General features: G+C 39.4%; 23 protein-coding genes and 1 riboswitch. Of the genes, 4 read left to right on the top strand and 19 right to left on the bottom strand.

Annotated features, from left to right (window positions below; genetic code table 11):
• Positions 1-35: 35 nt before the first annotated feature.
• From J2Z32_RS11135 to J2Z32_RS11100, 8 genes are all read right to left on the bottom strand, one after another.
• Positions 36-704 carry a methionine ABC transporter permease gene (locus J2Z32_RS11135; RefSeq protein ID WP_210089231.1) on the bottom strand — a complete coding sequence of 223 codons (669 nt, stop codon included), beginning with the start codon at positions 702-704 and terminating at the stop codon, positions 36-38.
• Complete coding sequence (locus J2Z32_RS11130) at positions 701-1,714, bottom strand: methionine ABC transporter ATP-binding protein (protein ID WP_210089230.1); 1,014 nt, start codon at positions 1,712-1,714, stop codon at positions 701-703. The genes J2Z32_RS11135 and J2Z32_RS11130 overlap by 4 nt, the downstream gene beginning before the upstream one ends.
• 82 nt (positions 1,715-1,796) lie before the next feature.
• A riboswitch (SAM riboswitch) is annotated at positions 1,797-1,933 on the bottom strand.
• A 99-nt stretch (positions 1,934-2,032) separates the two neighbouring features.
• Complete coding sequence (locus J2Z32_RS11125) at positions 2,033-3,490, bottom strand: glycoside hydrolase family 1 protein (protein ID WP_210089229.1); 1,458 nt, start codon at positions 3,488-3,490, stop codon at positions 2,033-2,035.
• Between the two features lie 15 nt (positions 3,491-3,505).
• Positions 3,506-4,357 carry a BglG family transcription antiterminator LicT gene (gene licT, locus J2Z32_RS11120; protein WP_245251388.1) on the bottom strand — a complete coding sequence of 284 codons (852 nt, stop codon included), beginning with the start codon at positions 4,355-4,357 and terminating at the stop codon, positions 3,506-3,508.
• A 31-nt stretch (positions 4,358-4,388) separates the two neighbouring features.
• Positions 4,389-6,296, bottom strand: coding sequence for a beta-glucoside-specific PTS transporter subunit IIABC (locus tag J2Z32_RS11115; RefSeq protein ID WP_210089228.1), 1,908 nt, complete (start codon positions 6,294-6,296; stop codon positions 4,389-4,391).
• A 248-nt stretch (positions 6,297-6,544) separates the two neighbouring features.
• Positions 6,545-7,261, bottom strand: coding sequence for a Cthe_2314 family HEPN domain-containing protein (locus J2Z32_RS11110; RefSeq protein ID WP_210089227.1), 717 nt, complete (start codon positions 7,259-7,261; stop codon positions 6,545-6,547).
• Between the two features lie 2 nt (positions 7,262-7,263).
• On the bottom strand, positions 7,264-8,049 hold the full coding sequence (locus J2Z32_RS11105; protein WP_210089226.1) for a hypothetical protein: 786 nt from the start codon (positions 8,047-8,049) through the stop codon (positions 7,264-7,266).
• 3 nt (positions 8,050-8,052) lie between these two features.
• Positions 8,053-8,397, bottom strand: coding sequence for a thioredoxin family protein (locus J2Z32_RS11100; protein ID WP_210089225.1), 345 nt, complete (start codon positions 8,395-8,397; stop codon positions 8,053-8,055).
• Between the two features lie 106 nt (positions 8,398-8,503).
• On the opposite strand from J2Z32_RS11100, the gene J2Z32_RS11095 reads away from it, so the two are divergent.
• Entirely contained in the window at positions 8,504-9,691 is a 1,188-nt protein-coding gene (locus J2Z32_RS11095) for a DUF2515 family protein (RefSeq protein WP_210089224.1), read from the top strand.
• A 31-nt stretch (positions 9,692-9,722) separates the two neighbouring features.
• Here J2Z32_RS11095 and J2Z32_RS11090 read toward each other — a convergent pair whose 3' ends face one another.
• The 9 genes from J2Z32_RS11090 to J2Z32_RS11050 all read right to left on the bottom strand — a co-directional run bounded on the left by J2Z32_RS11090 (position 9,723) and on the right by J2Z32_RS11050 (position 20,233).
• Entirely contained in the window at positions 9,723-11,339 is a 1,617-nt protein-coding gene (locus J2Z32_RS11090; protein ID WP_210089223.1) for a putative polysaccharide biosynthesis protein, read from the bottom strand.
• A gap of 85 nt (positions 11,340-11,424) precedes the next feature.
• Positions 11,425-12,168 carry a Cof-type HAD-IIB family hydrolase gene (locus tag J2Z32_RS11085; RefSeq protein ID WP_280921129.1) on the bottom strand — a complete coding sequence of 248 codons (744 nt, stop codon included), beginning with the start codon at positions 12,166-12,168 and terminating at the stop codon, positions 11,425-11,427.
• Positions 12,169-12,366: 198 nt separating this feature from the next.
• Complete coding sequence (locus tag J2Z32_RS11080; RefSeq protein ID WP_245251387.1) at positions 12,367-13,254, bottom strand: metal ABC transporter permease; 888 nt, start codon at positions 13,252-13,254, stop codon at positions 12,367-12,369.
• Positions 13,254-14,207, bottom strand: a complete 954-nt coding sequence (locus J2Z32_RS11075; RefSeq protein ID WP_210089222.1) for a metal ABC transporter permease — start codon at positions 14,205-14,207, stop codon at positions 13,254-13,256. The genes J2Z32_RS11080 and J2Z32_RS11075 overlap by 1 nt, the downstream gene beginning before the upstream one ends.
• Before the next feature lie 4 nt (positions 14,208-14,211).
• Positions 14,212-15,018: a metal ABC transporter ATP-binding protein gene (locus J2Z32_RS11070; RefSeq protein WP_210089221.1), complete on the bottom strand. Its 807-nt coding sequence runs from the start codon at positions 15,016-15,018 to the stop codon at positions 14,212-14,214.
• 41 nt (positions 15,019-15,059) lie between these two features.
• Entirely contained in the window at positions 15,060-16,040 is a 981-nt protein-coding gene (locus J2Z32_RS11065; protein WP_280921128.1) for a metal ABC transporter solute-binding protein, Zn/Mn family, read from the bottom strand.
• Between the two features lie 242 nt (positions 16,041-16,282).
• Complete coding sequence (locus J2Z32_RS11060; protein WP_210089292.1) at positions 16,283-18,325, bottom strand: peptidoglycan D,D-transpeptidase FtsI family protein; 2,043 nt, start codon at positions 18,323-18,325, stop codon at positions 16,283-16,285.
• Between the two features lie 298 nt (positions 18,326-18,623).
• The gene (locus J2Z32_RS11055; RefSeq protein ID WP_210089220.1) at positions 18,624-19,775 is read right to left on the bottom strand and encodes a transglutaminase domain-containing protein; all 1,152 of its coding nucleotides are present in this window, start codon (positions 19,773-19,775) and stop codon (positions 18,624-18,626) included.
• Between the two features lie 14 nt (positions 19,776-19,789).
• Positions 19,790-20,233 carry a hypothetical protein gene (locus J2Z32_RS11050; RefSeq protein WP_210089219.1) on the bottom strand — a complete coding sequence of 148 codons (444 nt, stop codon included), beginning with the start codon at positions 20,231-20,233 and terminating at the stop codon, positions 19,790-19,792.
• A gap of 164 nt (positions 20,234-20,397) precedes the next feature.
• Here J2Z32_RS11050 and J2Z32_RS11045 point away from each other — a divergent pair, with 164 nt between their 5' ends.
• The 3 genes from J2Z32_RS11045 (at position 20,398) to J2Z32_RS11040 (ending at position 22,213) form a co-directional block, all read left to right on the top strand.
• Entirely contained in the window at positions 20,398-21,540 is a 1,143-nt protein-coding gene (locus J2Z32_RS11045; protein WP_210089218.1) for an MFS transporter, read from the top strand.
• A gap of 59 nt (positions 21,541-21,599) precedes the next feature.
• On the top strand, positions 21,600-21,731 hold the full coding sequence (locus J2Z32_RS22530) for a hypothetical protein (RefSeq protein ID WP_280921127.1): 132 nt from the start codon (positions 21,600-21,602) through the stop codon (positions 21,729-21,731).
• A gap of 128 nt (positions 21,732-21,859) precedes the next feature.
• The gene (locus tag J2Z32_RS11040) at positions 21,860-22,213 is read left to right on the top strand and encodes a toprim domain-containing protein (RefSeq protein ID WP_210089217.1); all 354 of its coding nucleotides are present in this window, start codon (positions 21,860-21,862) and stop codon (positions 22,211-22,213) included.
• On the opposite strand, the gene cyoE is transcribed toward J2Z32_RS11040, so the two are convergent.
• Together cyoE and fumC are read right to left on the bottom strand one after the other, a co-directional pair.
• Complete coding sequence (gene cyoE, locus J2Z32_RS11035; protein ID WP_210089216.1) at positions 22,208-23,146, bottom strand: heme o synthase; 939 nt, start codon at positions 23,144-23,146, stop codon at positions 22,208-22,210. The genes J2Z32_RS11040 and cyoE overlap by 6 nt on opposite strands.
• Before the next feature lie 457 nt (positions 23,147-23,603).
• Positions 23,604-24,980, bottom strand: coding sequence for a class II fumarate hydratase (fumC, locus tag J2Z32_RS11030; RefSeq protein WP_210089215.1), 1,377 nt, complete (start codon positions 24,978-24,980; stop codon positions 23,604-23,606).
• Between the last annotated feature and the right edge of the window lie 13 nt (positions 24,981-24,993).

The following is a 24,993-nucleotide window of genomic DNA, read 5'->3' as shown; positions in this document are numbered from 1 at the left end:
GTATATGTGGTATATGTGATGTTTCCTTATTTCCATTATTTTCGTGTAAAATGACTTACTAATCGATCCCCTACCATTTGTAGTATTTGTACCAGGATCACCATTAATACAATGGCAACAATCATAACTTCAGATTGATATCTATAATACCCGTAGCGAATGGCAAGATCCCCTAATCCTCCACCGCCAACCATCCCTGACATCGCTGTATAGGATACAAGCGTAACCACGGTAATGGTCATCGCCGCAATAATGCCTGGTAATGATTCAGGTAACAATACTTTGCGGACAATTTGCCAGATCGAAGCGCCCATCGCTTGTGATGCCTCAATAACACCACGATCTACCTCACGCAGAGCAGTTTCAATCAGTCTTGCAAAAAATGGTGCAGCTGCAATGACTAAAGGAACGATGGTTCCTTTTACGCCCATCGAGACGCCAACAATAGAACGCGTTATCGGAATCAATGCAACGATTAAAATAATAAATGGAATGGAACGTAATATGTTAACGACTAGCGATAACACTCTGTAAACCCATCTTGATACCCAGAAATTAGACCTCGAAAGGACAAAAAGTAATACACCAAGCGGTAATCCCACTAAAAAGGTAAAGAGAGCGGAATACCCTAACATTAGCAAGGTATCTGTAGAGGAAGTGCCAATCTCCTCCCAATTTACCTGTGAAAAGTCTAGCCCTTTCATGACTCCATTACCTCCACATCTAAATCACGTTCTCTTAATTTTTGTATCGTCGTATCGATATTACTAGCTTCTCCTTCAAAAGAGACGATCAATTGACCATACGGTGTTTCTTTTATTTTGGAAATTGTACCTTGTAGGATCGCAAAATTTACATTTGTTTCCTGTACAATTTGGGATAATACCGATTCATAAGTGGCTTTACCAAGGAAGGTAATTTGCACTAACCGTCCAGATTTCTCTAGCTCTAAATCACTCCATTTTTCACTGCCACCCTGCACATCACGATGAATGAAATCTTTAGTGACATGATGTTGAGGCTTCAAAAATACTTGCGTGACCGGCCCTTCCTCTACGATATTGCCATCATGGATCACAGCCACTCGATCACAAATGCTTTGAATGACGTGCATTTCATGTGTAATCAACAAAATAGTCAGGTTAAACTTTTTATTAATATCCATCAGTAGCTTTAAAATGGAATCTGTAGTTTGTGGGTCCAAAGCAGAGGTCGCTTCGTCACATAACAACACATCAGGATCACTAGCAAGTGCTCTTGCAATACCAACACGCTGTTTTTGCCCACCAGATAGTTGTGCTGGATATTTATTGCGATGCTCCTCTAATCCAACAAGCTGGAGTAACTCATTTACCTTTTGCTCTATTTTTGCCTTGGGTGTACCAATCAAAGTTAAAGGAAAAGCAATATTGTTAAACACCGTTGCCGACGATAGCAGATTAAAGTGCTGGAAAATCATCCCGATCTTTCGTCTTTGTTGCTGTAACTGCCACTTTTTAAGTTTCGTAAGCTGTATATTGCCAACCCACACTTCACCTTTTGTTGGACGCTCAAGCAAGTTAATACAGCGAATCAAGGTACTTTTCCCTGCACCGGAATGTCCAATGACTCCAAAAATTTCACCTTTATTTACTTTAAGGTTTAAATTGGACAAGGCCGTTGTCTTTTTGCCTTTAGTACCGTAAACCTTAGTCACTGATTTTAGCTCAATCAAAGAAATTTCCCCCTGAAACATCAAAAATTTATCAAAAAACCCTCCGAATTAGATTCGAAGGGTTTAAATTCCTAAATTCTCCTTCTCATCTGCCAAAACCGTATACCTATACGATTTTGAAGGATTTAGCACCATGACACTCTACCTCGTTAAAGCAAAAACAGTAGAATCGGTTGCTGGGCTTCATCGGGCCTTTCCCTCCACCACTCTCGATAAGAAAATATGATGTTGTCTTAAACTTATTTCTGAGTATAGATTCTTTCTCTCATTTTGTCAAAAGAAAAATAATAACAAATTTAGTTATGTTCAAAAGTTAAACTATAAACCATTTTTCTCAATAACCTCTTTATACCAATAAAAGCTATCCTTCTTCATTCTAGCTAACGTTCCGTTGCCATCATCGTCTTGATCGACATATATCATTCCGTATCTTTTTTCCATTTCAGAAGAGGAATAGCTAATCAGATCAATGATGCCCCAAACCGTATAGCCCATTAATTCAACACCATCTAGAACAGCCTCATGCATTTCTTCAATGTGGGACTTGAAATAACTAATACGATAGTCATCCTTAATACGCCCATCCTCATCCACCTTGTCATACGCACCTAGTCCATTTTCAACAACGAACAGCGGTATTTGGTAGCGACTATATAACGTATTTAAAATGATTCTTAAGCCAGTCGGGTCAATTTGCCATCCCCATTCGCTTAGGGGTAAATATGGGTTTTTTACGCCCCCCATCGTATTGCCACTTACCTTTTCCAAGCCTTCACTGTCTTTACTAGCTACAAAAGAATTGTAGTAGCTGAAGGATAAGAAGTCGGCTGTGTAGGTCTGTAATAGCTCTGCATCACCCTCCAATTGCTGGAACTCTATTCCTTTTTCTTTGAAAAAGCGTTTCATATAGTTTGGATATTTCCCTCTAATCTGTACGTCTGAGAAAAATAAATTAAACTCATTATTGCGGTGTGCAGCTAATACGTCATCTGGACTACATGTATGAGGATAATGTAACAAGCTCGTGAGCATACAGCCAATTTTAGCCTCTGGCATAAGCTCATGACCGTACTTAACTGCCAGTGCACTTGCTATAAACTGGTGATGTAGTGCCTGATAAACTGCTTGCTCTACGTTCTCAAAGCGATCAGGAACAATTCCACCATTCGTAAAGGGATGACGAACAATCCCATCAATCTCATTGAAGGTAATCCAATATTTCACTTGATCCTTATATCTATTAAATACGGTCTTGCAGAAGTTACCAAAGAAATCCACGACCTTACGTGATGTCCAGCCTCCGTATTCATTAACCAAATGCATCGGCATTTCATAATGTGATAAGGTGACAAGGGGTTCAATGCCATGTCTGTGCATTTCAGCAAATAATGAATCATAAAACTGCAAACCAGCTTCGTTAGGCTGTGCTTCGTCTCCATTTGGATAAATCCGTGTCCATGCAATTGAAAGACGTAATACCTTTAAACCCATCTCCCCCATTAACGCTAGATCCTCAGGGTAACGATGATAAAAATCAATCCCTCTACGTTTAGGATAATTAGCATCAGATGGATCAATCATCGCTTTTTTAATCTGATTATCATCAATTGCATTTAAACCCTTATAATCATTTTTATTTATATTTTTTTTGTTAATTGCGATATCAGCAGTGGACATCCCTTTACTGTCTTTGTTCCATGCCCCTTCCGCTTGGTTAGCAGCTATCGCGCCTCCCCACATAAATCCTTTAGGAAAAACTCTTTTGGCTTGTTGCATTCCTCTACATCCTCCTTAAATCGACCGATTCATTACTCTTCCAAGATGTATAATCAAATACATCATTTCATCATTAGACATGTCACTGTTAAACTTAGCATGAATATAGCTTTTAATTGACTCAACACATTTTGCTTCCTCAGGATACTTTTCTATGATTTGTGGTAAAAGATCAAATTCTTGTGGCTCAAGCATTTTATTTTCTAATAAACGCTGCACAAAAAATTGAAGATGAGTTAAAAATCGTGAATAATTGATACTCATTGTATCCATTTCCATCCCATAATGTATCTTGATAATATTTAAAATGTCTTTAACTGTATTAGTCATCAGCATAACTTGATTCATGTTGTCATCCGTTTGCTGCGCATTCACTAAATGAAATGCAATATTAGCCGCCTCTTCTTCAGGCAAATTGACATCAAGGCGTTCATTGATGAGAGCTACGCCATATTGTCCAATCTGAAACTCCTGTGGATAAAATTTGCGCACCTCCCAGAGCATCCGATTTTGAATTTGAATGTTAGCTTGTGATCGTTTGACAGCCATATGCAAGTGATCCGTCAAAGAAAGATACAACGTTTCACTCAGATGCTTCGATAAGACTCCTTTAGCATGCGATATGATTTCATCTGTCAATATCAAGTACTCTTTAGGAGTTTCTCTCATCAATGCAACCATCTCAGAGGACATGCCTTCATTTTCAAGGACATAGACCTTTTCAATCTCTGCTGGATTGACCAAATCTCCGGGCTTGCTCTTGAAGCCGATGCCTTTGCCCATGACAATAACCTCTTTTTGGTCTTGTCGCTTTGCTATGATGACACTCACATTAAGGACTTTAACTACTCTCATATCGCTTCTCATCTTTCGTGCACCTCTTTTATATAGATTTACACTACAATACAGTAATTAAAGGCTTAGAGGGTCCTGTTACCCTTTCATTTTGATGACCTAAAACTTCTAAATACTGTGCTGTGTTCGTAATAATGATTGGTGTTGTAACGTCATAACCTGCTTGCTTTATCGCTTCAAGATCAAATTCAATTAATAAGTCTCCATGCTGAATCGTAGCACCTTCTTGGACATGAACCTTGAAATGTTGTCCTTTTAATTTAACAGTATCAAGACCAATATGAATTAACACCTCAACACCCTCAAGTGATCTTAAGCCAATGGAATGTTTTGTTTTAAAAATGGTATCTACTACACCATCAAATGGAGCAACAACTTTTCCGCTTGTAGGTCGAATTGCCATCCCTTTTCCCATCGCTTCTTGGGAGAATGCCTCATCGTTCACTTCAGCCAAAGGAATGACCTCTCCTTCAAGTGGCGCAAATACAACCGTTCTAGTATTAGCTTTATTGACATGATTCACAGCATTTTCTTTATTCGTAACGATTTGTTTGTCTGCTGATGAAGTTGTGGAAACTTGTTGCGTTGCTTCTGTATCAGGATTGTCAAAGCCAATAAAGTAGACTGCAATTGGTGTTACAACAAGTGAAATTGCCAAAGTAATTAAGGCATAAATAAAGTTATTTCCTTCACCTATAAACATAGGAAGTGAAGCTACACCCGGTCCAACTGGAGCGTAAGCTTTTAAGCCAACATACCCAGCAAACGCACCTGCTGTTCCTGCACCAATCATACAGGCAATCAAGGTCTTTTTAAGGCGTAAATGCACCCCATATAGTGCTGGCTCAGTAATCCCAAACAAACCAGAAATACCAGCAGGCAATGCAACTTGTTTTAATTTAACATCCTTAGCCATCATCCATACTGCTAATGCACCAGCACCTTGCGCAATATTGGAGGAAAGCATTGCACTATGAATTAACATTTCATATCCAGGTGATGCCATTGCCGCAAAAATAACAGGATAAAATACTTTGTGCATCCCAAACATTACGATTAATGGCATAAAGATAGAAAGTAATGCTACAGTAGGCCAACCAATTTGATCTTGAATCCAAAATAGTCCTGTGGATACTCCTTGACCTAAATAATTACCTAAAGGTCCTAAAACGATAAGAGACAACGGCGCCATAACGAGAATAACAATTAATGGCTGTAAAAATATTTTTACAGGTTTTGGAGATATTTTACCCGCAAAACGTTCAACATACGACATAATCCATACTGTTAAAATAATCGGTAGCACGGAAGACGAATACGCTACGTTAGGTACAGGTAAACCAGCGAAATAAACGGGTACTTCCCCCCCAAGTAAAGCAATTAACTTAGGATGGACAAGCACACTTGCTAACGCAACCGAAACATAAGGATTTGTTTTAAACTTCAGTGCACTCGTATACGCTAACAATAGTGGCAAGAAATAAAAAGCACCATCAGCAATAATGATTAAAAGCTGATAAATTTGTCCTTCCTTTGACATAAGGCCAAGGCTTGTAACTAATAAAAGTAAAGCTTTAAGCATCCCAGATGCCGCAATCGCAGGAATAATCGGTTGGAAAATACCCGTAATTAATTCAGCAAAGCTACCAAACAAACCTTTAAAGCTACGATCCTTCTTGGTTGTTACTACCACTGTTTCCTTTGTCTCTGGCAACATTTTATTTAATTCATTGTACACATAGCTAACATCATTCCCAACAATAACCTGAAATTGTCCCCCACCATGTAGTGCTCCCATAACCCCATCTAAAGCCTTAATCTCATCAACATTAGGTAGCTTGGTATCCTTTAATTTCATTCTTAATCGTGTTGAGCAATGAATAACACTTTCAATATTCTCGGCTCCGCCCACTTTATTTAAAATTTCTGTTGCCAATTGTTTGTAATCCATCGTTTACCCCCCTAAAAAATTCCAACAAAAAAAGACCTAAGACGGGCAGGAAAGAAGAAACTTCTATCCTCCCCAATCTAGGTCTTGCCTGATTTACAGTAACACGCCTATAATTGGAAAATATTTAATTTCATTAAATAAGGTTGAAAACTTATATACACCGCGGTTTCTAAAGCGTTTTCACGTTTAATATATCATTTCCTTTATGCAAATGCAATACCCTATTCAATTGTTATTTTTTGCATAGCTCAATTATCCTTCACTTTTTTCCACCGTTGATTAGTATATGAAAATGTCGTTAACATCGTTTCACACACCATGTTAAAGCCTTGTTGTAGATCATGCAGATGGGCATCTAAATCCTCTAGCTTTATTTTCCCATATAACGCTTGGTGTCGTTGCCACAAATCATCCTTCATTTCTGAATTCATATAATGAATTTCTGTGTTTCTACGCCGTCTTAGCTCAGATAATGCTTCCTTGTATTGCTCCTTTATCGCAAACAACTTATTACCAAGATCAGGATGTGTTTTCATATAAGCAAATTGTCTAAGCACTGTAAAATACGAAAAATGTGTCTTTACCTTAGAGGTATGAAGATCAAATAATTCATTTAATACAGTACCTAACTTATCTAAAATTGAAAAAACACGGATAAATCCATCCTTATAAAAGAAAACATATCTGGCATAGTCCATCTGCTCCGCGGCATTCATATCCTCTGTTGAGCTTTTTACGACCTTATTTCTGAAAAACGTAGCTGCAAATAAGCATCCCTCTAGCTCATCCAAAGAGGATAACAAGCCACGACACCAAATTTCTAATTTACGAAAATCATGAGAAGGATCTTTGGAATCATTCATTTCTTTTTGAAGCAAATGAATTGTTTCTTTTATACTTAGAAATGTGTCAGCAAGCAAGCCTTCATTTTCCCGAGGAGATTGACCAAGTAATTCACGCAGCATGCTTATTCCCTCATTCCATCATAATTCTCAAAATTCGCCCGCCAGCTTAATACCCACAACAAAGCAAAAACCAATGCGATAGCAAACAAATGAGTAAAAGAAATAAATAGTAACTGGTTGTGTAACAGGCTAAAATACATAATAACACCCGACCCTACATATAACATGGCCGCCAAGGTGACGAAGATACCTAACCTTCGAATGGTTGGGGCATCTGGATGACTCCAAAATGCAAAATGGCCTACTATCGCAACGCCAGCAAACAATAAAATCCCTTCCACCACAGTGGACTCAAATCCATGTGTCAGTAGGCGGCTAACAACAAAATATGCATACATCGTAACAATCAAACAGCCATAGCTAAAAAAATTCGTGGTTATAATTCCAGTAGGAGCTTGGCGCTTACCATCTTCCGTAGTTGCGGGTGACACCTCGATGTAAAGCTTAAAGCTTAATAAAACAGCACAAATAAAGTTGATTAAATCCAAATAAATTCGTGTTGGAATTGGCATCCATGAGATAGCACGTGTTAGAAGGAACATGATAATCGTTAAATACACCAAGTCCTTCCTTACCTTGTTGCTAAGCCAAATGATAATTAAAAGGATACCAACAACAACCGTACTCATTACATTTATGATTTGAGGAAGCTCGAGTAATTGCTTAGGGAAAAGCAAAATAAGTAAAGGTCTCCATACACTTTTCCCTAAAGCTGCACAAAATATTACAATACAGCAAAAAATGCTATATAACCATATGGCTCTGCGGCTAGCTGTACTTTTGCCCATTACTTATGAAGGTAAATTGCTGTAAACTGCAACAGCTTTGTTTAGGAAATCTTCAATTTCTTCCCGTGATTTACGGAACTTATTTACAAAACGAATTAATTCCTTTCCATTGGCGTAAGCCACAAAGCTTGGAATACCTAAAATATTTTGCTCCTGACTGACATCGCCCACCTGCTCAGTATCCACTTCCACTATCGTTAGCTTATCAGCATAATTTTTCTCAACCTCAGGCATAAACGGATCAATAAATCTACAATCAACACACCAATCTGCCTTAAAAACAGCCACGGTTAGTGTAGGTTCGGCAATTTGCTCTTTAAATGCTTGTTCTGATGTTATGGATTTCATATCTGTTCATCCCTCTCTATCACTTTTATTCTTCTAGTCAATCAAAATTGGGAGTGGAAGTCAACTCTACTGGGCATACTAAGCATAAAAAGAAAGTGTGGTCATCATGCAATGGAGTAAACTATTTTTACAGCTTCCTTTGCTTATCGGTGAAACTTTACGTATAAAAAGAGAGTCATGGTCTGACTCCGCCAAGCTCAGACAACAAACATTGAGCTTACAATGGAATGAAGCCTCTGCAAGGACCGTAATTTCAGAGCTAGAGCAGCTCCTAAGTCGTGATCACCTCGAACGAGTGGAAAAGCACATATGGAGTGATGCTGACTTAAGCTTGGCTGAGGAAATTGCCGCTGAAACGGCGAAGGCGGGAATGAGCAACATTACCCGTACCGCTAGCTATCTTAAGTGCTTTCAGCAATATCCCGAGCTACATTGGGCATTTTTAGCGCATATGGTGTCTCGTAATGCAGGCTGGAATATGACTGATTTACATGGCACTTTAATTCAAGATTTTATTACGAAGGAAGATAAGCCTGTATACTATCGTTTTCTAGAGCGAAGTAATGCGCTTATTTTTCAAGATGCCTATCCCCAGCTTCTGCTCTATATGAAAAGCCGTGAGCGTGGCATTAGTCATTTCCATTTACTCCCTTATTTTCATGTGTCACGATTTATGAAGCCGTTCTGGGAACGCTTTTGGATTGATCGTAACAGTGCCTTGCTTACTGTCGCTTTAATCATTAATGAGCAAAATTATATAGAACAGCGCGTCATTAAGAATTCCTATTATCAAAAAAAGGTGAGCAACCAAGCTAAATTCCATTTATTTAGTGTGGGGGGATTTAATCAAACTTTATTTCCGATGATGAATCCCTCTACGGCTATGATCAATCGATTTGCTGGACGCACTGTATCGGAATTTTCAAGCCTACAGGAGCGAATTCAGCTTGGCAAAAATTTATATGCAATTTTAATGGGACTTCAGGATGTGCGTTACGAAGCCCTATATTTTGCGGAGCAGGTTCCGCATACCGGTTCTAGAGCGGATTATTTACCTGAACTGTTCACTTGGGATAAAAAAGAAACGTTGCCCGCTGGACAACGCTTCTACAGCCCAAAGCTGTTACATATTTGGCATGATACTCCATATGAGCCAATTACAAAGGAAGATTGGTTTATCGATCACAAGATGCTACATACCATTAGTCAACCAAAGCTCCCTTTGTTATGCGATATAACGAAGGAATATTATGCGAATATGACAAAGCTTACGTTTGGAAACTCTGTGATATAGCTGAGGCTTAGTCATTCAACCTGTACAACCTTTACCCTCTAGCTCTATACTTGACGCGCATAATTGGACTTACCAGCTTACGGATCAGTCTCGGATAGCTATCCAATTCATCCTTACGAATGACGTTAAGCATGATAAGTAGAATCGGATAAACGATTAATACACCAATTCCCACAAGCATACAGGTTAAGAAAAAGGCTACACGGAAATGCATGATGTGCACCATTTGAATCCCTAGCTGATTTAAACCATAGGTTACACCTGCAAGCACAATTACGCTGATGATTAGGCTAACCCAACGATCGCCCATTAGCTTAAATGGTACAAACTTCTTCATCGCATAAATATTTAAGCAGGTGATCACAAGGAAACATAGTCCTGTTGCAATAATAACACCGTATATACCTAAAGCTGGAGATAACGTATAGTTTCCAATAATTTTAACGATAAGGCCAATCCCTACATGCACCATCGATAAATTAGGTTTGCCAATGCCTAGCAAGATTGAATTACTAGTCATCATTGTAATTTGGAAAATAGTCATTAAGGTTAGCAAGCCCATAATTTCACTGCCATCTAACGTTTTGAACAACAATCCATTTACAGAATAAGAAGCCATTCCTAACATAATAACCATTGGTAATCCTGTTAAAATCGAAATTCTCATCGCTAAAGTTACTTGATTGGTTAAATGCTTGTTATCTTTTCTTGCATATGCCGCTGAAATAACAGGAATCAGCGAGGTGCTTAATGCAATGGCCAAGATAGGTGGAATCCCAGCCACCATCTGTGCACGTGAGGCAAGGTAAGCAAGTGCCTTTTCTGCTTCAAGTTCCCCAATTTGTCCTAAGAGTAGACCTTTTACCATACTTGTATCAATAAAGTTCACCGCACTTACAGCGAGTGAGGTTAATACTATCGGAATCGATAACTTAAAAATACTCATATAAATTTGCCCTAGGGGCATTTTAGGTCCCGGTGAAACCGTATCAAGCATATCTGCTTCTTTACTACGCAACTTCATGGCACAATATAACATAACAGCAAAAGCTCCAACACTTCCGAATACACTACCAAAGGAAGCACCTGCTGCCAGCCATTCATCTGAATAACCTAAATGCAACATAAAGAAGGCTAAACCAATGGCAGTAATGACGCGCAAAATCTGTTCAACAATTTGAGATACACCGGATACAGTCATATTCCCGCGCCCTTGAAAATAACCTCTCATCATCGCAATGGTTGGGAAAATTAACAAGGCTGGTGCAATCGCACGAATCGCTATAGATGCCTGTGGCACTTTAGAATAAGCAGCATAATACGGCGCAGCAATATATAAACCCAACGTAGCAACGATCCCCATTACAACAGAAAAAATTAAAGCCGCATGGTAAATACGCTTCGCTTCATGAGGTTTGTTTAATGCATATTTTTCCGAAACCATTTTACTTAACGTACTTGGAATTCCGCCAGATGCAACAGTTAATAACATTAAATATACATTGTTCGCAATCCCGTAAGCAGCATTTCCTAAATCACCAAAAGCGTGCTCCAGCGGTACACGTTGCGCAATTCCAAGCAACCGAACTAATAACGCTGCTCCAGCAAGTATCAGCGTCCCTTTTACAAATGACTCCTTTTTAGCCAAGGTAATCCTTCCTTTCAACAGTGCCGACCTAGTCACATTGGCTAAGGGGGACTTTGTCTAATAAATCTTATAATTGTTATCAATATTATGATTTAAAAATATAATCTCGAATAATTAACGCAATTCCATCTTCATTGTTGCTTGCAGTAACGACATCCGCTTCTTTTTTCACAGTTTCTTGTGCATTGCCCATTGCAACACCTAGCCCTGCCGCTTTTATCGCTGCCAGGTCATTTAAGCTGTCTCCAACCGCAATCACTTCAGACATTTCAATGCCAAGTAATTCCTTACAAACACGTTCAATTCCCGTCGCTTTATTAATCCCCTTCGGGTTAATTTCCAAATTCCAAGGTGATGAATTCGTAATTTCTAATCCATTTGTATCCTGCAGGGTGGTAATAAGCTGGTGGCGTACCTCTTGATCCTCAGTATTATACCCAAACTTCATCCATTGCTGTGTATCAATAAGTGAATCATCCCAGTTACGTTGATTATAATTCCCCTCAACAGAATAAGCCCAAAACCAAGTGCCTGTCTCTTTTCCCAATTTGACCATTAGCCGAACTAGCTCTTTATCCATCATTTCACGATGGTGTAGCTCATATGGTTTTTTCCATACTTCACTACCGTTTACAGTAATCATTGGTGTACTTAAGCCTAATTGTTCCCCATGTGATATGGCCTCATAGAAGGATCTTCCTGTTGATAAACAGACATGAACACCCGCGTCTATCGCTTTACGTATCCACTCCGCGGTCATAGGTGTTACTTCCTGTTTGTCATTTAACAATGTGCCATCCATATCTAATGCTAACAATTTGTATTTCAAGATGTCGTCATCCTCCGTTCATATGCTGCAAACCCTAGTCAAAAAAATCACATAAGCTTATTCTACCATGAAGCAAAGGAAGCCACCAAGCTTTACTTACATTAACATTCATTTAGAATAGCTGTACCATCAGCAAAATAGCCACTCTCCTTCACCTATTCGTAAAGGAAAATGGCTATTTTCAACATTAGCTATTTATTATGAATCTACAGCTACCGATTTTAACCGACGTCGTTTACTAAACCGTGCAAGTAAACCATGTCGTGGCGATAATATAAACACAAGTGCAAAAATAATACCCGCAACACTTATCATCGCACCTGCAATGGAGGCATCTATCCATTTTGCACTATAATACCCACCTACAGCACTTAAAATTCCAATCAGCGAGCTGTATACGATCATCATCCCTAAGCGATCTGTTAATAAATACGCTGTCGCCGCAGGTACAATCAACATTCCAACAACTAGAATTGCTCCTACACTTTCGAATGAAGCTACTGTCGACAAGGATACTAACCCCATCAGTAGGTAGTGAAATAACATCACAGGGATGCCAAGCGCTGCGGCTAGCGCAGGATCAAACGCGCATATTTTAAACTGCTTATAAAACAACGAAATGACAACTAAAATAATGAAGAGTGTTATGCCTAACATCCACACAGCGGCAGGTCCCATATCATAACCGTTTATAATCAACGTGTTCCACTGAACATATGCGATCTCTCCAAACAATACACAATCTAGATCCAAATCAATTTGTGATGCATTGCGGCTTATAATAATGACGCCAATTGCAAATAAAGCCGTAAACACGATCCCGATGGATGCATCACTTTGTAAGCCTCCATTTTGCAATAATTGAATGAGAAATACCGTAATTAGCCCTAAAATAGCCGCGCCAAGCAACATCAGCATGGAGTCTCTTGAACCACCAATTAAAAAGGCAATAGCTATACCTGGCAATACAGAATGGCTAATCGCATCCCCAACTAACGCCATTTTACGTAAAATGAGAAAACAACCTAAGATGCCACAGCTAATCGCAACGAGGGAGCCCGTTAAAATAATCCAAAAATCACTCATTATAGCTCCCCTCTTTCTACGGTTGATTTCGTGGATACGATCGGTTCGACATCCAATTGACGCTTCAAATCATATCGATGTCTCGCTTGCCTCATCCACTTGAATACCAAGCCTTTGGCTGGAGCAAATAGAAAAGAAAAAGTGAATAACGCTGTTGCTGACAATACGGTAACTGGGCCTGTAGGTAAATTAGAGACACTAGAGCTAATCATCGTCCCCACCATACCTGATAAAGCACCAAATAGACCTGCCAATACAACCATCACACCTAACGTCTCACTCCAATACCGTGCTGCAACTGCTGGGGTAATAAGTAATGCTGCAACCAACACAACACCCACAGCTTGAATGCCAATGACAACCGCAATCACCGTAAATAACAATAACAGTTGCTCTAGCAATGCGACTTTAAAGCCTAATCCCCTAGCAAATGCAGGATCAAAGCAAATCAGCTTAAATTCCTTAAATAACAATGTACAAACCACGATTAACACAAGCGAAATGCCTGCCATTAAATATACATCAGATAACATCATGGATGCGGCTTGACCAAACATATATTTATCTAGTCCACTTTGATTTCCACTTCCGCTATGCTGAATTTTAGTCATTAGCACTACGCCAATTCCAAAGAAAACAGTAAGAACAATTCCTAACGCTGCATCCTGCTTAATTCTAGAAAATTTCGTAATAATATGAATACCTAACGTTGCGATGACGCCCGAAACAATCGCTCCAAGCATAAAAAGCCCCATTGATTTTATTTCTGTTAACATAAATGCAATGCAAATTCCAGGTAAAGCAGCATGGGCTAAGGTGTCGCCTAACAAGCTTTGCTTACGTAAAAAAGTAAATGCACCAATCACACCACTACCTAAGCCTAACAACAAGGAGCCCATTAAAATCCATAACATATTTGGGTCTAACATAAAATTCAAAAGCGTATTCCACATATTCTCACCTCACTTCTACAGGTGCTTCTACAGATGATACTGTGGGTGATACTTTAGGTGATTCTATAGATGGATTTACGACATCACTGAGAATCGCTAATCTACCACCATAGGCTTGTTGCAGATGATCACTAGTGAAGGTCGTTTCTGTAGGTCCCGCTGCTACAATCGTTTTATTGATTAAAATAACGTGGTCAAAATACTCACGTACCGTAGATAAATCATGATGAACGACAAGGACGGTTTTCCCTTGATTTTTAAGCTCATGCAATAGCTGAATAATTGCCTTCTCGGTTGTTGCATCTACACCTGCAAAGGGCTCATCCATTAAGTACAAGCTAGCATCCTGAGCTAATGCCCGGGCAAGGAACACACGTTGCTGCTGCCCACCTGAGAGCTGACTAATTTGTCTACCTGCAAATTCAGCCATGCTTACCTTTTCCAAGCAATCCATCGCTATTTTGCGTTCTTGTGCACCAGGCCGTTTAAACCATCCCAAATGCCCGTACCTTCCCATCATCACAACATCAAGTGCGTTTGTTGGAAAATCCCAGTCGACAGACTCTCTCTGCGGAACATAACCAACCTGCTTGCGATTTTGCTGATACGTGCCCCCAAATATTGAAACCTCCCCGTCCACGACAGGGATAAGTCCCATTGTAGCCTTTAGTAATGTAGATTTACCTGCCCCATTAGGACCCAATATTCCAATCAGCTTGCCTGACGGAACCTTAAATGATACAGATTGAAGCACTGATTTCTTTTGATAAGCTACAGTTAAATTTTTCACTTCTATTGGATATGTTTCCATATTAGTTTCAACTCCTTTTCCCCAGTTATCCGTCTTATATCTTATTTCAAAGCTTCGACAATGGTGTTTACATTATGTTGAACCATTTTAATGTACGTATCTGCATCTGAGCCAGGTTCTCCTAAAGAGTCGGAGTATAGCTCGCCGCCAATCGTGACTTCATGTCCTAATTGCTTAGCGCCTGCAATGACAGCCTCCATTGATTTTGTAGGAATACTAGATTCAACAAACACCGCTTTAATTTTGTTTTCGATTAAGTAATCACGAAGCTCACTTACATCCTTAGAGCCATATTCTGCGGCAGTACTTATCCCTTGTAGCCCCATTACCTTCATGCCATAAGCGTCACCAAAGTAACCAAAAGCATCATGTGCCGTAACCAATACTCTCGATTGTTCTGGAATTTGAGCTATTTTCTCTTTCACCTCAGTATCTAGCTTCTCTAAATCCTTAATGTAGGCGTCTGCATTGTTACGGTATAACTCTGCATTGGCTTGATCGTATTTGATGAGCACATCACGCACCGTTTCTGTAGCGGAAATCCAATGCTTTACATTAAACCAGATATGAGGGTCAAATTCAGTCCCACCTGTATCCTGACCTGAGCGAAGCACAGCTTTATCAATATTTTGCGAAACAGCCGCAACTGGCTTTTGATTTCCTAATTTTTTAAAAATATCGTTGAGCTTCCCTTCCAAATGTAAGCCACCATAAAAAATAATATCCGCTTGATCTAGGCGCTCCATATCGCCATGTGAAGCTTTGTATAAATGGGGGTCCACGCCTGGCCCCATAAGTCCTTTGACCTCTACCTCATCCCCGCCTACTACCTCAACAATATTCGTAATCATCCCTATCGTTGTAACAACATTTATTTTGTTGTCAGCAGAGGCACGCGTTGCTTCACTTCCTGAACTATCCACCTTACTACATGCCGCAATAATAATGAGTGCCACAACGCCTAACGTCATCTTCAAACGCTGAAATGGCCCCTTTTTAACCGGAAGTTGATCCTGATTCATTTAAATCTCTCCTTTTAAAAGTTGATTTATATTTTAGTACAAGCTAATTTTCTTTCTCATAAGACTAAGTTTTATCCTAATGTAAAAATGTTTCCCTAAGGCAAATTTTAAAGCATAGACATACCAAAAGGCAAGAGAAATTTTATATTATCTAAAAAATGTACATTAGCCTATAGACGTAAAGAAAACCCGACTACTCTCTAGAATTCTAAGAATTCAGAAAGTAACTCGGGTTTATTATATTAATTATTTACCTTTTCCTTCTCTTGCTTCAATCCCTTTTTAGGAACACCGTCAAGCCCATATTCTTGATCATACGCATCAAAAATTTTACGAGCGACAGGAGCAGCACTAGTGGCTCCAAAACCACCCTCAGGAATAACTACAGCTACCGCCAGTTTTGGATTTTCGCGTGGAGCAAAGGCGATAAACACCCCATTATCACGCATTTTTCCGTTTGCCCTTTGTTCAGATGTACCCGTTTTTCTCGCGAAGGAGTAAGGGAAACCAGCAAATGCTTGATTTACATTCGTTTCCATCCCACCAATAACAGTTTTCCAATAGGACTCATTAAATTTGACTTCATTGAGTACCCTCGGTTTAAATTCCTCAATTATATTTCCCTCTGAGTCGGTAATTTTCTTCATCAAATGGGGTTGCATTCGTTTACCATGGTTAGCTAACGTTGCTGTATATTGAGCTAATTGCAATGCTGTGTATTTTCCCTGCTGTCCAAAGGATGCATAAACCAATCGAGATAACACTGTTTCAGTTTCGTTAGTGTATTCAAGCTTACCATGATATTCAAGAGGAAGATCAATTCCAGTTGAAACACCCAATCCAAATTCCTTCATGTAATCATCCCATTGTTTAATCCCTTTAGCCCCATACTTTTGATACATCTTTTCCCCAACCATTTTAACCATAAAGGTATTTGATGATTTACGGATTGCATCAGCTGGGCGTAATGAGCCATAAGCATGGGAACCAGAGTTACGTACCTTAGCAGAATTGTTTTTACCAAAATAAGCAACACCGCTATCATTGTAATACGTATTTGGTGTATAAAACCCTTCATTTAAGCCAATTAAGACTGATAACGGTTTGATTGTAGAACCAAGCAACACTGTAGAATCAAAATTATGCCCTGATTTTCCTGAACTCATTGGTGTTACTGTTCCATTTTGATAATTTCCAGAAATTTCCACCCAGTTCTCTGAGGAAATACTACCACTACTCCATACGTTAGTATCATAGTCGGGCATACTTGCCATAGCGATGATGTTACCTGTATCTACTTCCATTGCAACGGCATATCCTGTTTTTGCATTAGGCTGAGTTGATCCAGATACAGCATGGGTACGCACCCACTTAATTTGATCCAAAATCGCTTGCTCCGCAGTCATTTGTACCTTTTTATTTAACGTTGTATGCACATCATAGCCTTTTTCAGGAGGTGTTACATTTGCAACCCCTAAAGCCATGTTACGTGGATCGATGGGCACACTTTTGTAACCATTTTTCCCACGAAGCTGCTCTTGATATTGTAGCTCTAGTCCATCATATCCAACATCTTCAGTTTCCTTATATTGCATTGCAGGATCATCATTTTTACTTGCTTTAATATCTTTATAATATTTTAAATTTGTTGAAGCGTTAGCATATTTTCTTATATAACCCACTGCTTGCACCGCAACGGTATCTGGATCATATTTTCGTATGCCTTCTTCCACAATATCAATTCCAGGAAATTCATTTTTTCGCTCTAAAAAGTAAGCAACCTCCTCAGAATTTAAATCCATTTTAATTCGACGAGGGATAAACCCACCGTTCATGGCGTAGTTCAAGTCCATCGCTTTAATAATTTCTTCTTCTGTAAGTGGTTTTTCTTGTTTGGAACCATATTTGTCAAAAACATCTTTTAGCTTTTTAGCTAACGCAACGGCTTCCTCATAATTTTTTTTACCTGCTTCGGATGCCTGATTATATGAATTTTTTTGTAAGGTCAAATAAAGTGACTGAACCGGAATAGAATATGCTAATTTCTCCCCATCATCCGCTAAAATGGAGCCACGAATTGGAGATAAGGGTACTTCCTTCACACGCATACTCGCTTCTTGTTTCGATAAAGATGGCCCTTCTACAAATTGTAAAATAGCAAGTCGTACAATAATAACGGTAAAAATAGCAAAAGCACTAAAGAAAAAAATGTTAAGTCTTATATTAAAATGACGTTGCATTTGATCTTCTTGTTCGCGTTGATCCTCAGAATAAGCACGCTTCATGATTTTCATGTCCCACCTTCATTAAACTAAAACCTTTTTTACTTTTCTATATTAACATAACGAGAAAGGGAACTGTGAAGTTACAGTGATTACAATTTTGAAAAAAATTTTTGCCTCTCCATAGAGCGAACTAGTAAGTTGTAATTTTTTAAAAGCAGACAGTAACGAAGGAACAGGGCGATTGTGTAGAAAGATTCCCCAAGAATTGGACTTTAACAGCGATTGAAACAACGGTCTGTTCCGTAGTATCCCTCTTTTCCAAAAGAAGTACTATTACTGGTGAAACTAATAAAAATGATTAGATACCTGAAACGAGCTTATCTGCAACATGGGTTTCAGCAAATTTAGGTGGGTTAAACCAGTCTCCACTACTTGCCCAAGTGCTATCTAAAGGAATCCAACGTTTAGACTCAGAAAGATATACTTCATTCCAAGCATGGGGTCCATAACCACCCTTTCCATCATAACCAAGTCCTGTTACTACCTTCACCTGCAAGCCTTGGGATCTTGCCATCACTGCGTATAATCGAGAATAGTCAATACAGACACCACGCTTCGTATCATACGTCATCTGTGGCGTTTGCTCATGCCATATCCCTTTTTCTTCATAATCCTTCACTTTATTGTTGTCATAAACAATTCGTTTACCAACCCAATCATATAACTTACGGGCCTTCTCTTCATCATTAGTTGCACCAGAAGTCACCTTAATCGCTGTCTCCTCAATTGATGTTGAAATATTAGCATCAATGACCTCATACTTACGTTGCCACATTCCATTTAGCTCTTGACCAACAGTACGCGTAAATACAGGTAATTTCTCCTCAATCAGGTTCCCTGCCAACGGCTTAATCACACGATTAGCGACCTCTTGATACGGAGGTGAAGCCTGTACATAATGACTAAATTTACTTTCTGGCATTAGCGTGACCACGATAAACAGAATAACAATAATCACTAAGGAGCGTGCAATCCCGATGACCAAACCGATAACTCCACCAAATACACGACCAAAGCTAGTTAAGGAAGAAGAACTATTAAAACGATGCGTGGCTCCACTAAATACATAACGATGAACAAGCGCTAATACGACACGTATGAGCCAATATATAGCAAGGAAAACAATCGCAAACCGCATGAGTGGGAAATCTCGAATCGCAGTTACAAATGTATACCATGTTTTCTCCCATAATGATAAATCACGCGTTGGAATGACAACATGCTTAACTAACCAGTTCTGAACCACAGGTGCCATCCACATCGTAAGTGGCAGTGATAATGCAATCCCAACCACGGAAAGCACCCCACCACTGACTAATGAAAGTAATTGATTTGCAGACCTAGAAGCTCCACGCAACATCCCTTGCAGAACAGACCCTAACAAGATAAATATAATAATGATCGTTATAAAATTACGCTCCTGTAGACTCTGTACCCAATCTGTTAACATGTGTGCCTCCTACTTTACTTCTTGTTATTTCTCTTCGCCTCTTGAATAAAAGCAGTAATCGTATCATTTACAGACCATTCACCTAAAGATACGCCATGTGATGAGATTTTCACCTTATCATTCCCTGGTTTACCAACAACCTCAAGGTTTTTTGTTGTAATGGTGTACGTCCCATCACTATTTTGTGTCCATTTTGCTTCCTTCGCTTCATTTTTAAGCATGTTCAGCACTTGATCTTTACTTAAGCTTACCGCTTGATCCGTTACGGAGGTTAATGCACCGCTAATGTCCTTGAGTGAAATTCCACTGTAAATAATTATAAAGGCAGCAATGATCAAAACCAAAACCCACTTAATTACAGTCTTTACAAAATTAATAACCATTAATAAGACAACAAGTGCAACCACAATCACAAGCCAATTTTCTTTTAAAAACGTAATCCATACGTCTGCATTCATCTCTACTATAAGCCCCCTTATCAAATTATCCATATTTCATTTCATTTCAAATCTCATAATAGCTTATTATACATGATGCTTATGCATGAAGTCATTTTCTCAGGTCTAAGTTTGTCCAGCGGAGCGTACTAGTTTATTAGAAGACTTAAATAGGAGGTCAGGTTATGAAGATGGCTTTTTGGCTCTATTTTTTTATGTTTTTAGCCTTTTTTGATTTACATGCCGCTTATCCCATTTTAACACCGTATGCCTTATCACTTGGAGCTGCCCCTGCTTTTATTGGCTGGATGATGGGCATCTATGCCCTTACTCATTTACCTGGCAACCTGATTGCCGGACAAGGCGTTGACCGTCATGGGAGCAAAGGATATATGGTTTTTAGCTTAATTACAGCAGGAATTATCCTTTTATTGCAGTCCGCCGTTACAGCTCCTTGGGAGCTCCTAGTTTTGCGCTCTATTAGCGGCTTTGTCCTTGCTTTTTTATCCCCCGCTTGCTTAGCAATGCTTACCTCTCTTTCAAGTCATGCTGCACAACAAGGGAAGCTATTAGCTGGTCATGGCGTCGTGCATACGTTAGCGTCGGTTCTATCCCCCGCGGCAGGCGCACTTTTAGCAGCTAAAATGGGCTTCACCTTGACATTCCAATTTTTAGGATGGTTACTCATTGCAACAGGAATCATCGCCATATTTACAATTAAAGAAAATCGTGCCCTACTTCAGCCTACGACAAACCAAAAAAAATCAGTCCCACTTCAATTGAAAATTATTCCTTTTCGCTATTACGTATTACCGTTAGCCGTGTCATGCGCACAAGGGATTTTATTTTTTGAGCTCCCTTTACAAGCAGGTGGCACCGCTCATATTATGCATACAGGTATTTATTTTTCAATTATTAGCCTTGGATCCTTATTGACGTTATCCTTGCTGTTTTTAAATCATTTTTCTCCCTTTTACAGAGTACAATTTGGAATCCTGGGCATTGCCTTAGCTTTTTTTGCCTTAGCCGCAATACCAGAAATCCCTATGTTAGTCACTTTATTTATGTTAGGTATGGCAAAAGGAATTGTGTTCCCTGCAATGGCTTCCTTGTTTATAGAGCTTAGCGGAGGGAAACGGCTTGGGACTGTATTTTCATATCAATCCATTGCAATGTCGATTGGAGCATTTATTGGACCGATTTTAGCTGGCGTCATCCATGGAAGCTCGTCCCCTTACTTTGTTTCATTTTTCATTCTAATGATTTGTCTCATTACTATCTATCCCGCAAATAATTTAACGACCGTAGGCTCCCACACAAGAGTTTAGGAGATGACCTACATAAAATACCTTGTAACAATGAACATACGGTTAGAGGAGGGGAAAACATGAGCTATATTGATCCATGTGCTCCAGCATGTGGTGCTCCTGCACCAGTTTATGGCTTCTGGACAACAACAGGAACCATTCTTGTATTGTACATCTTGCTTGTCATCATTTTGCGTGCACCTTTTGCATAACAGAGACCCTAAAAACCCCTTGTACGGCTAGCCAATCTGGTTAGTCGTATTTTAATTTCATTAAGTGTAAACTATAAACTATAGTTACCTGACTTCATACTATACGCTTTACAGCAGAGGTGAATAACTTGGACATCACAATCATCGTAGAAGGTAAAAATGATCGGAGCAGGCTAAAGCCATTACTTAGCGACCAGGTTCAGATTTTGTGTACATTTGGCACGCTGAATAGTCAAAAATTAGAAACGTTACGCAAAAAGATTGGAACTCATGACGTTTATTTGTTTATGGATAATGATGCGGCAGGAAAAAAAATTCGAGGTGTGCTTAGGGATGCTTTTCCAGATGCTGAACAGATTTATACAAGACGAGGTTATGCAGGTGTGGAAGGAACGCCTAATGAATATTTAATTCAGCAATTAGAAAAGGCCGGACTAGAGGAATGGATCAACTACCCTCCGCCCGACCTATTAAATTTATAACCAAGTGGTATCCAATACAATGACAAGTAGCATAATCGTTAAATAGTTAATAGAGAATAAAAACACTTTCTTAGCCCATTTATCATTGTCTTGTGAGTTAAAGCCCTTAACCGCCATAACCAACCATAAAACCGACAAAATTTCACCGATAATTAAAAACCAAATACCTGTGTAATTGTATACATACATCAAGATTGGAATTGGGATTAACAGTGCAATATAAGGAAGCATTTGTAGCTTTGTTCTTGGTATTCCCTTTACGACAGGAAGCAATGGGAACCCCGCTGCGCGATATTCCTCTACACGACGAATCCCAAGTGCCCAGAAGTGAGGGGGTTGCCACAAAAACAGCATTGCGAATAACAAAATTGCACCCAAATCAATTTTTCCTGAAACGGCAACGTATCCGATCACAGGTGGCATCGCTCCCGAGATTGCCCCTACAGAGGTACTCCATGTTGATGTACGTTTTAGCCACATTGTATATACGAGCACATAAACGACCATACCCACAATCCCACACACACCTGCTAACCAACCAGAAAATAGGAATAGTGTGGTTAAACCAACAATGCCAAGGATAATTCCATAAGCCAGAACCGTCGCTGATGATATTTTACCTGTAGGCAACGCTCTTTGCTTAGTGCGCTCCATTTTTGTGTCCATTTCACGATCCAAATAGTTGTTAAACACACAAGAAGATGCCATCACAAGCAATGAACCCAGTAATGTCCATAATAAAGTACTATAGTTGATGCTCCAGTGTGAAGCTAACCAGAAGCCTGCAAAAACAGCAATCCCATTGGAACGTAAAATTCCTGGCTTTGCAAGTGCAACAAAATCCCGCCACGTAGCGGAAGAGCCTTGTGACGTTGATGTTAATGACATTGTGGCTGAATCTCCACCAGAATGATAATTAGCATTTTTCGCCATACGTAAACATCCCTCCAAATTTATAAAAAATCCATATCTATTTAGTAGTAATTTTTTGTTGTTTTCATTCTCTTTCTATAAACTTTATCACATCACAAGCCAAATTTGTTTACCAATACTTTGAGAAAATACGATATATGTGTCTATTCGGTGAACAAAAAAACTCCAACCTCAAAGTCACATTGAGATTAGAGCTTTTGTTAAATACATTCCAAAAATCATAGGTTTAAATTATTTAAGGCTCAATCTTAAAATCGGTACTTGACAATAAGCCAACGAAGCGAAGGAACAGGGAGATGGTGGAGAAGCGAACACGTCCGCCTTTAAGGTTACAATTTCATCCATTCAATACATGTTCTAAAGAAAATGGGGCCTTAACAGCGGTTGAAGCCACTCCCTGTTACGTAGCCTCTTACTTTTTAGATTGTCAAGAACCGATTTCTTTGTTGAGCCTGATTTAAATCATTTTTTCCGGCTTCACCATTTGATCAAATTGTTCTTCGGTTAGAATGTTTAATTGAATTGCTGCTTCCTTCAAGGTTAAGTTCTCTTTATGAGCAAGCTTGGCAATTTGTGCTGCCTTCTCATACCCAATATAAGGATTAAGCGCCGTTACGAGCATTAAAGAATGCTGAAGGTGCTGATTAATGATTGGAAGATTAGGTTCTATCCCCTTCGCACAATGCTCATCAAATGAAATCATTACATCAGCTAATAGATTGCACGATTGTAAAAAGTTATAGATGATCACTGGCTTAAACACATTTAATTGGAAATTGCCTTGGCTTGCGGCAAAACCAATACTCGTATCATTGCCTAACACTTGACATACCACCATCGTCATCGCTTCACTTTGAGTTGGGTTTACCTTGCCAGGCATAATCGAGCTACCTGGTTCATTTTCAGGAATGATCAGCTCTCCAAGTCCACTACGAGGACCACTTGCCAAAAAACGCACATCGTTAGCTATTTTCATCAGGTCTCCACTTAACGCTTTGAGTGCACCATGCACATAGACAAGCTGATCATGGCTAGTTAATGCGTGGAATTTATTAGCTGCTGAAGTAAACGAAATAGATAACTCCTTACCAATGCCTTCTGCCACTAATCGTCCGAAGTCAGGATGTGCATTTAGCCCCGTGCCTACTGCTGTCCCGCCAATGGCTAACTCCAATAGCGATTGAGAGCTATGCTGGATAAAATTTTCACATTTATCTAGCATTTCATGCCATGCACTAATCTCTTGACCTAAAGTTAGTGGTGTTGCATCTTGCAGATGTGTACGTCCAATTTTAATGACATCCTCAAATGCTTTTGCTTTATGAGCTAAAGTTTGTTTAAGTTGACGTAGTGCTGGCAATACCTGCTCATAAAGCGCTACGTAAGCAGCAATATGCATCGCTGCAGGGAAAGTGTCATTAGAGCTTTGGCTTTTGTTTACATCATCATTGGGATGAACCTGCTCCTGACTATTCTGGAGCGCGAGCAGTTCATTACTACGCCTTGCAATGACTTCATTTACATTCATATTGCTTTGCGTGCCACTGCCTGTTTGCCAAACGATCAGAGGAAAATGCTCATCTAGCTTGCCTGCGATTATTTCATCAGCTGCATCGGCAATCGCCTGAGCTTTTTCAGCGCTTAGCGTACCTAAAGCTTGATTGGCTAATGCTGCATGTTTTTTAATTTGGGCTAAGCCATAAATAACAGCAAGCGGAATCTTTTCTTCCCCAATTTTAAAATTTTGCAAGCTGCGTTGCGTTTGTGCCCCCCAATATTTATCATTAGGAACCTCTAGTTCACCAAATGTGTCCTTCTCAATACGAAATTCCATAACTCTTCACCTC

Origin of the sequence: Paenibacillus turicensis (assembly GCF_017873435.1) — a bacterium.
Classification (GTDB): Bacteria; Bacillota; Bacilli; order Paenibacillales; family Paenibacillaceae; genus Fontibacillus; species Fontibacillus turicensis.
This window is presented reverse-complemented; position numbering and strand designations above follow the sequence as displayed.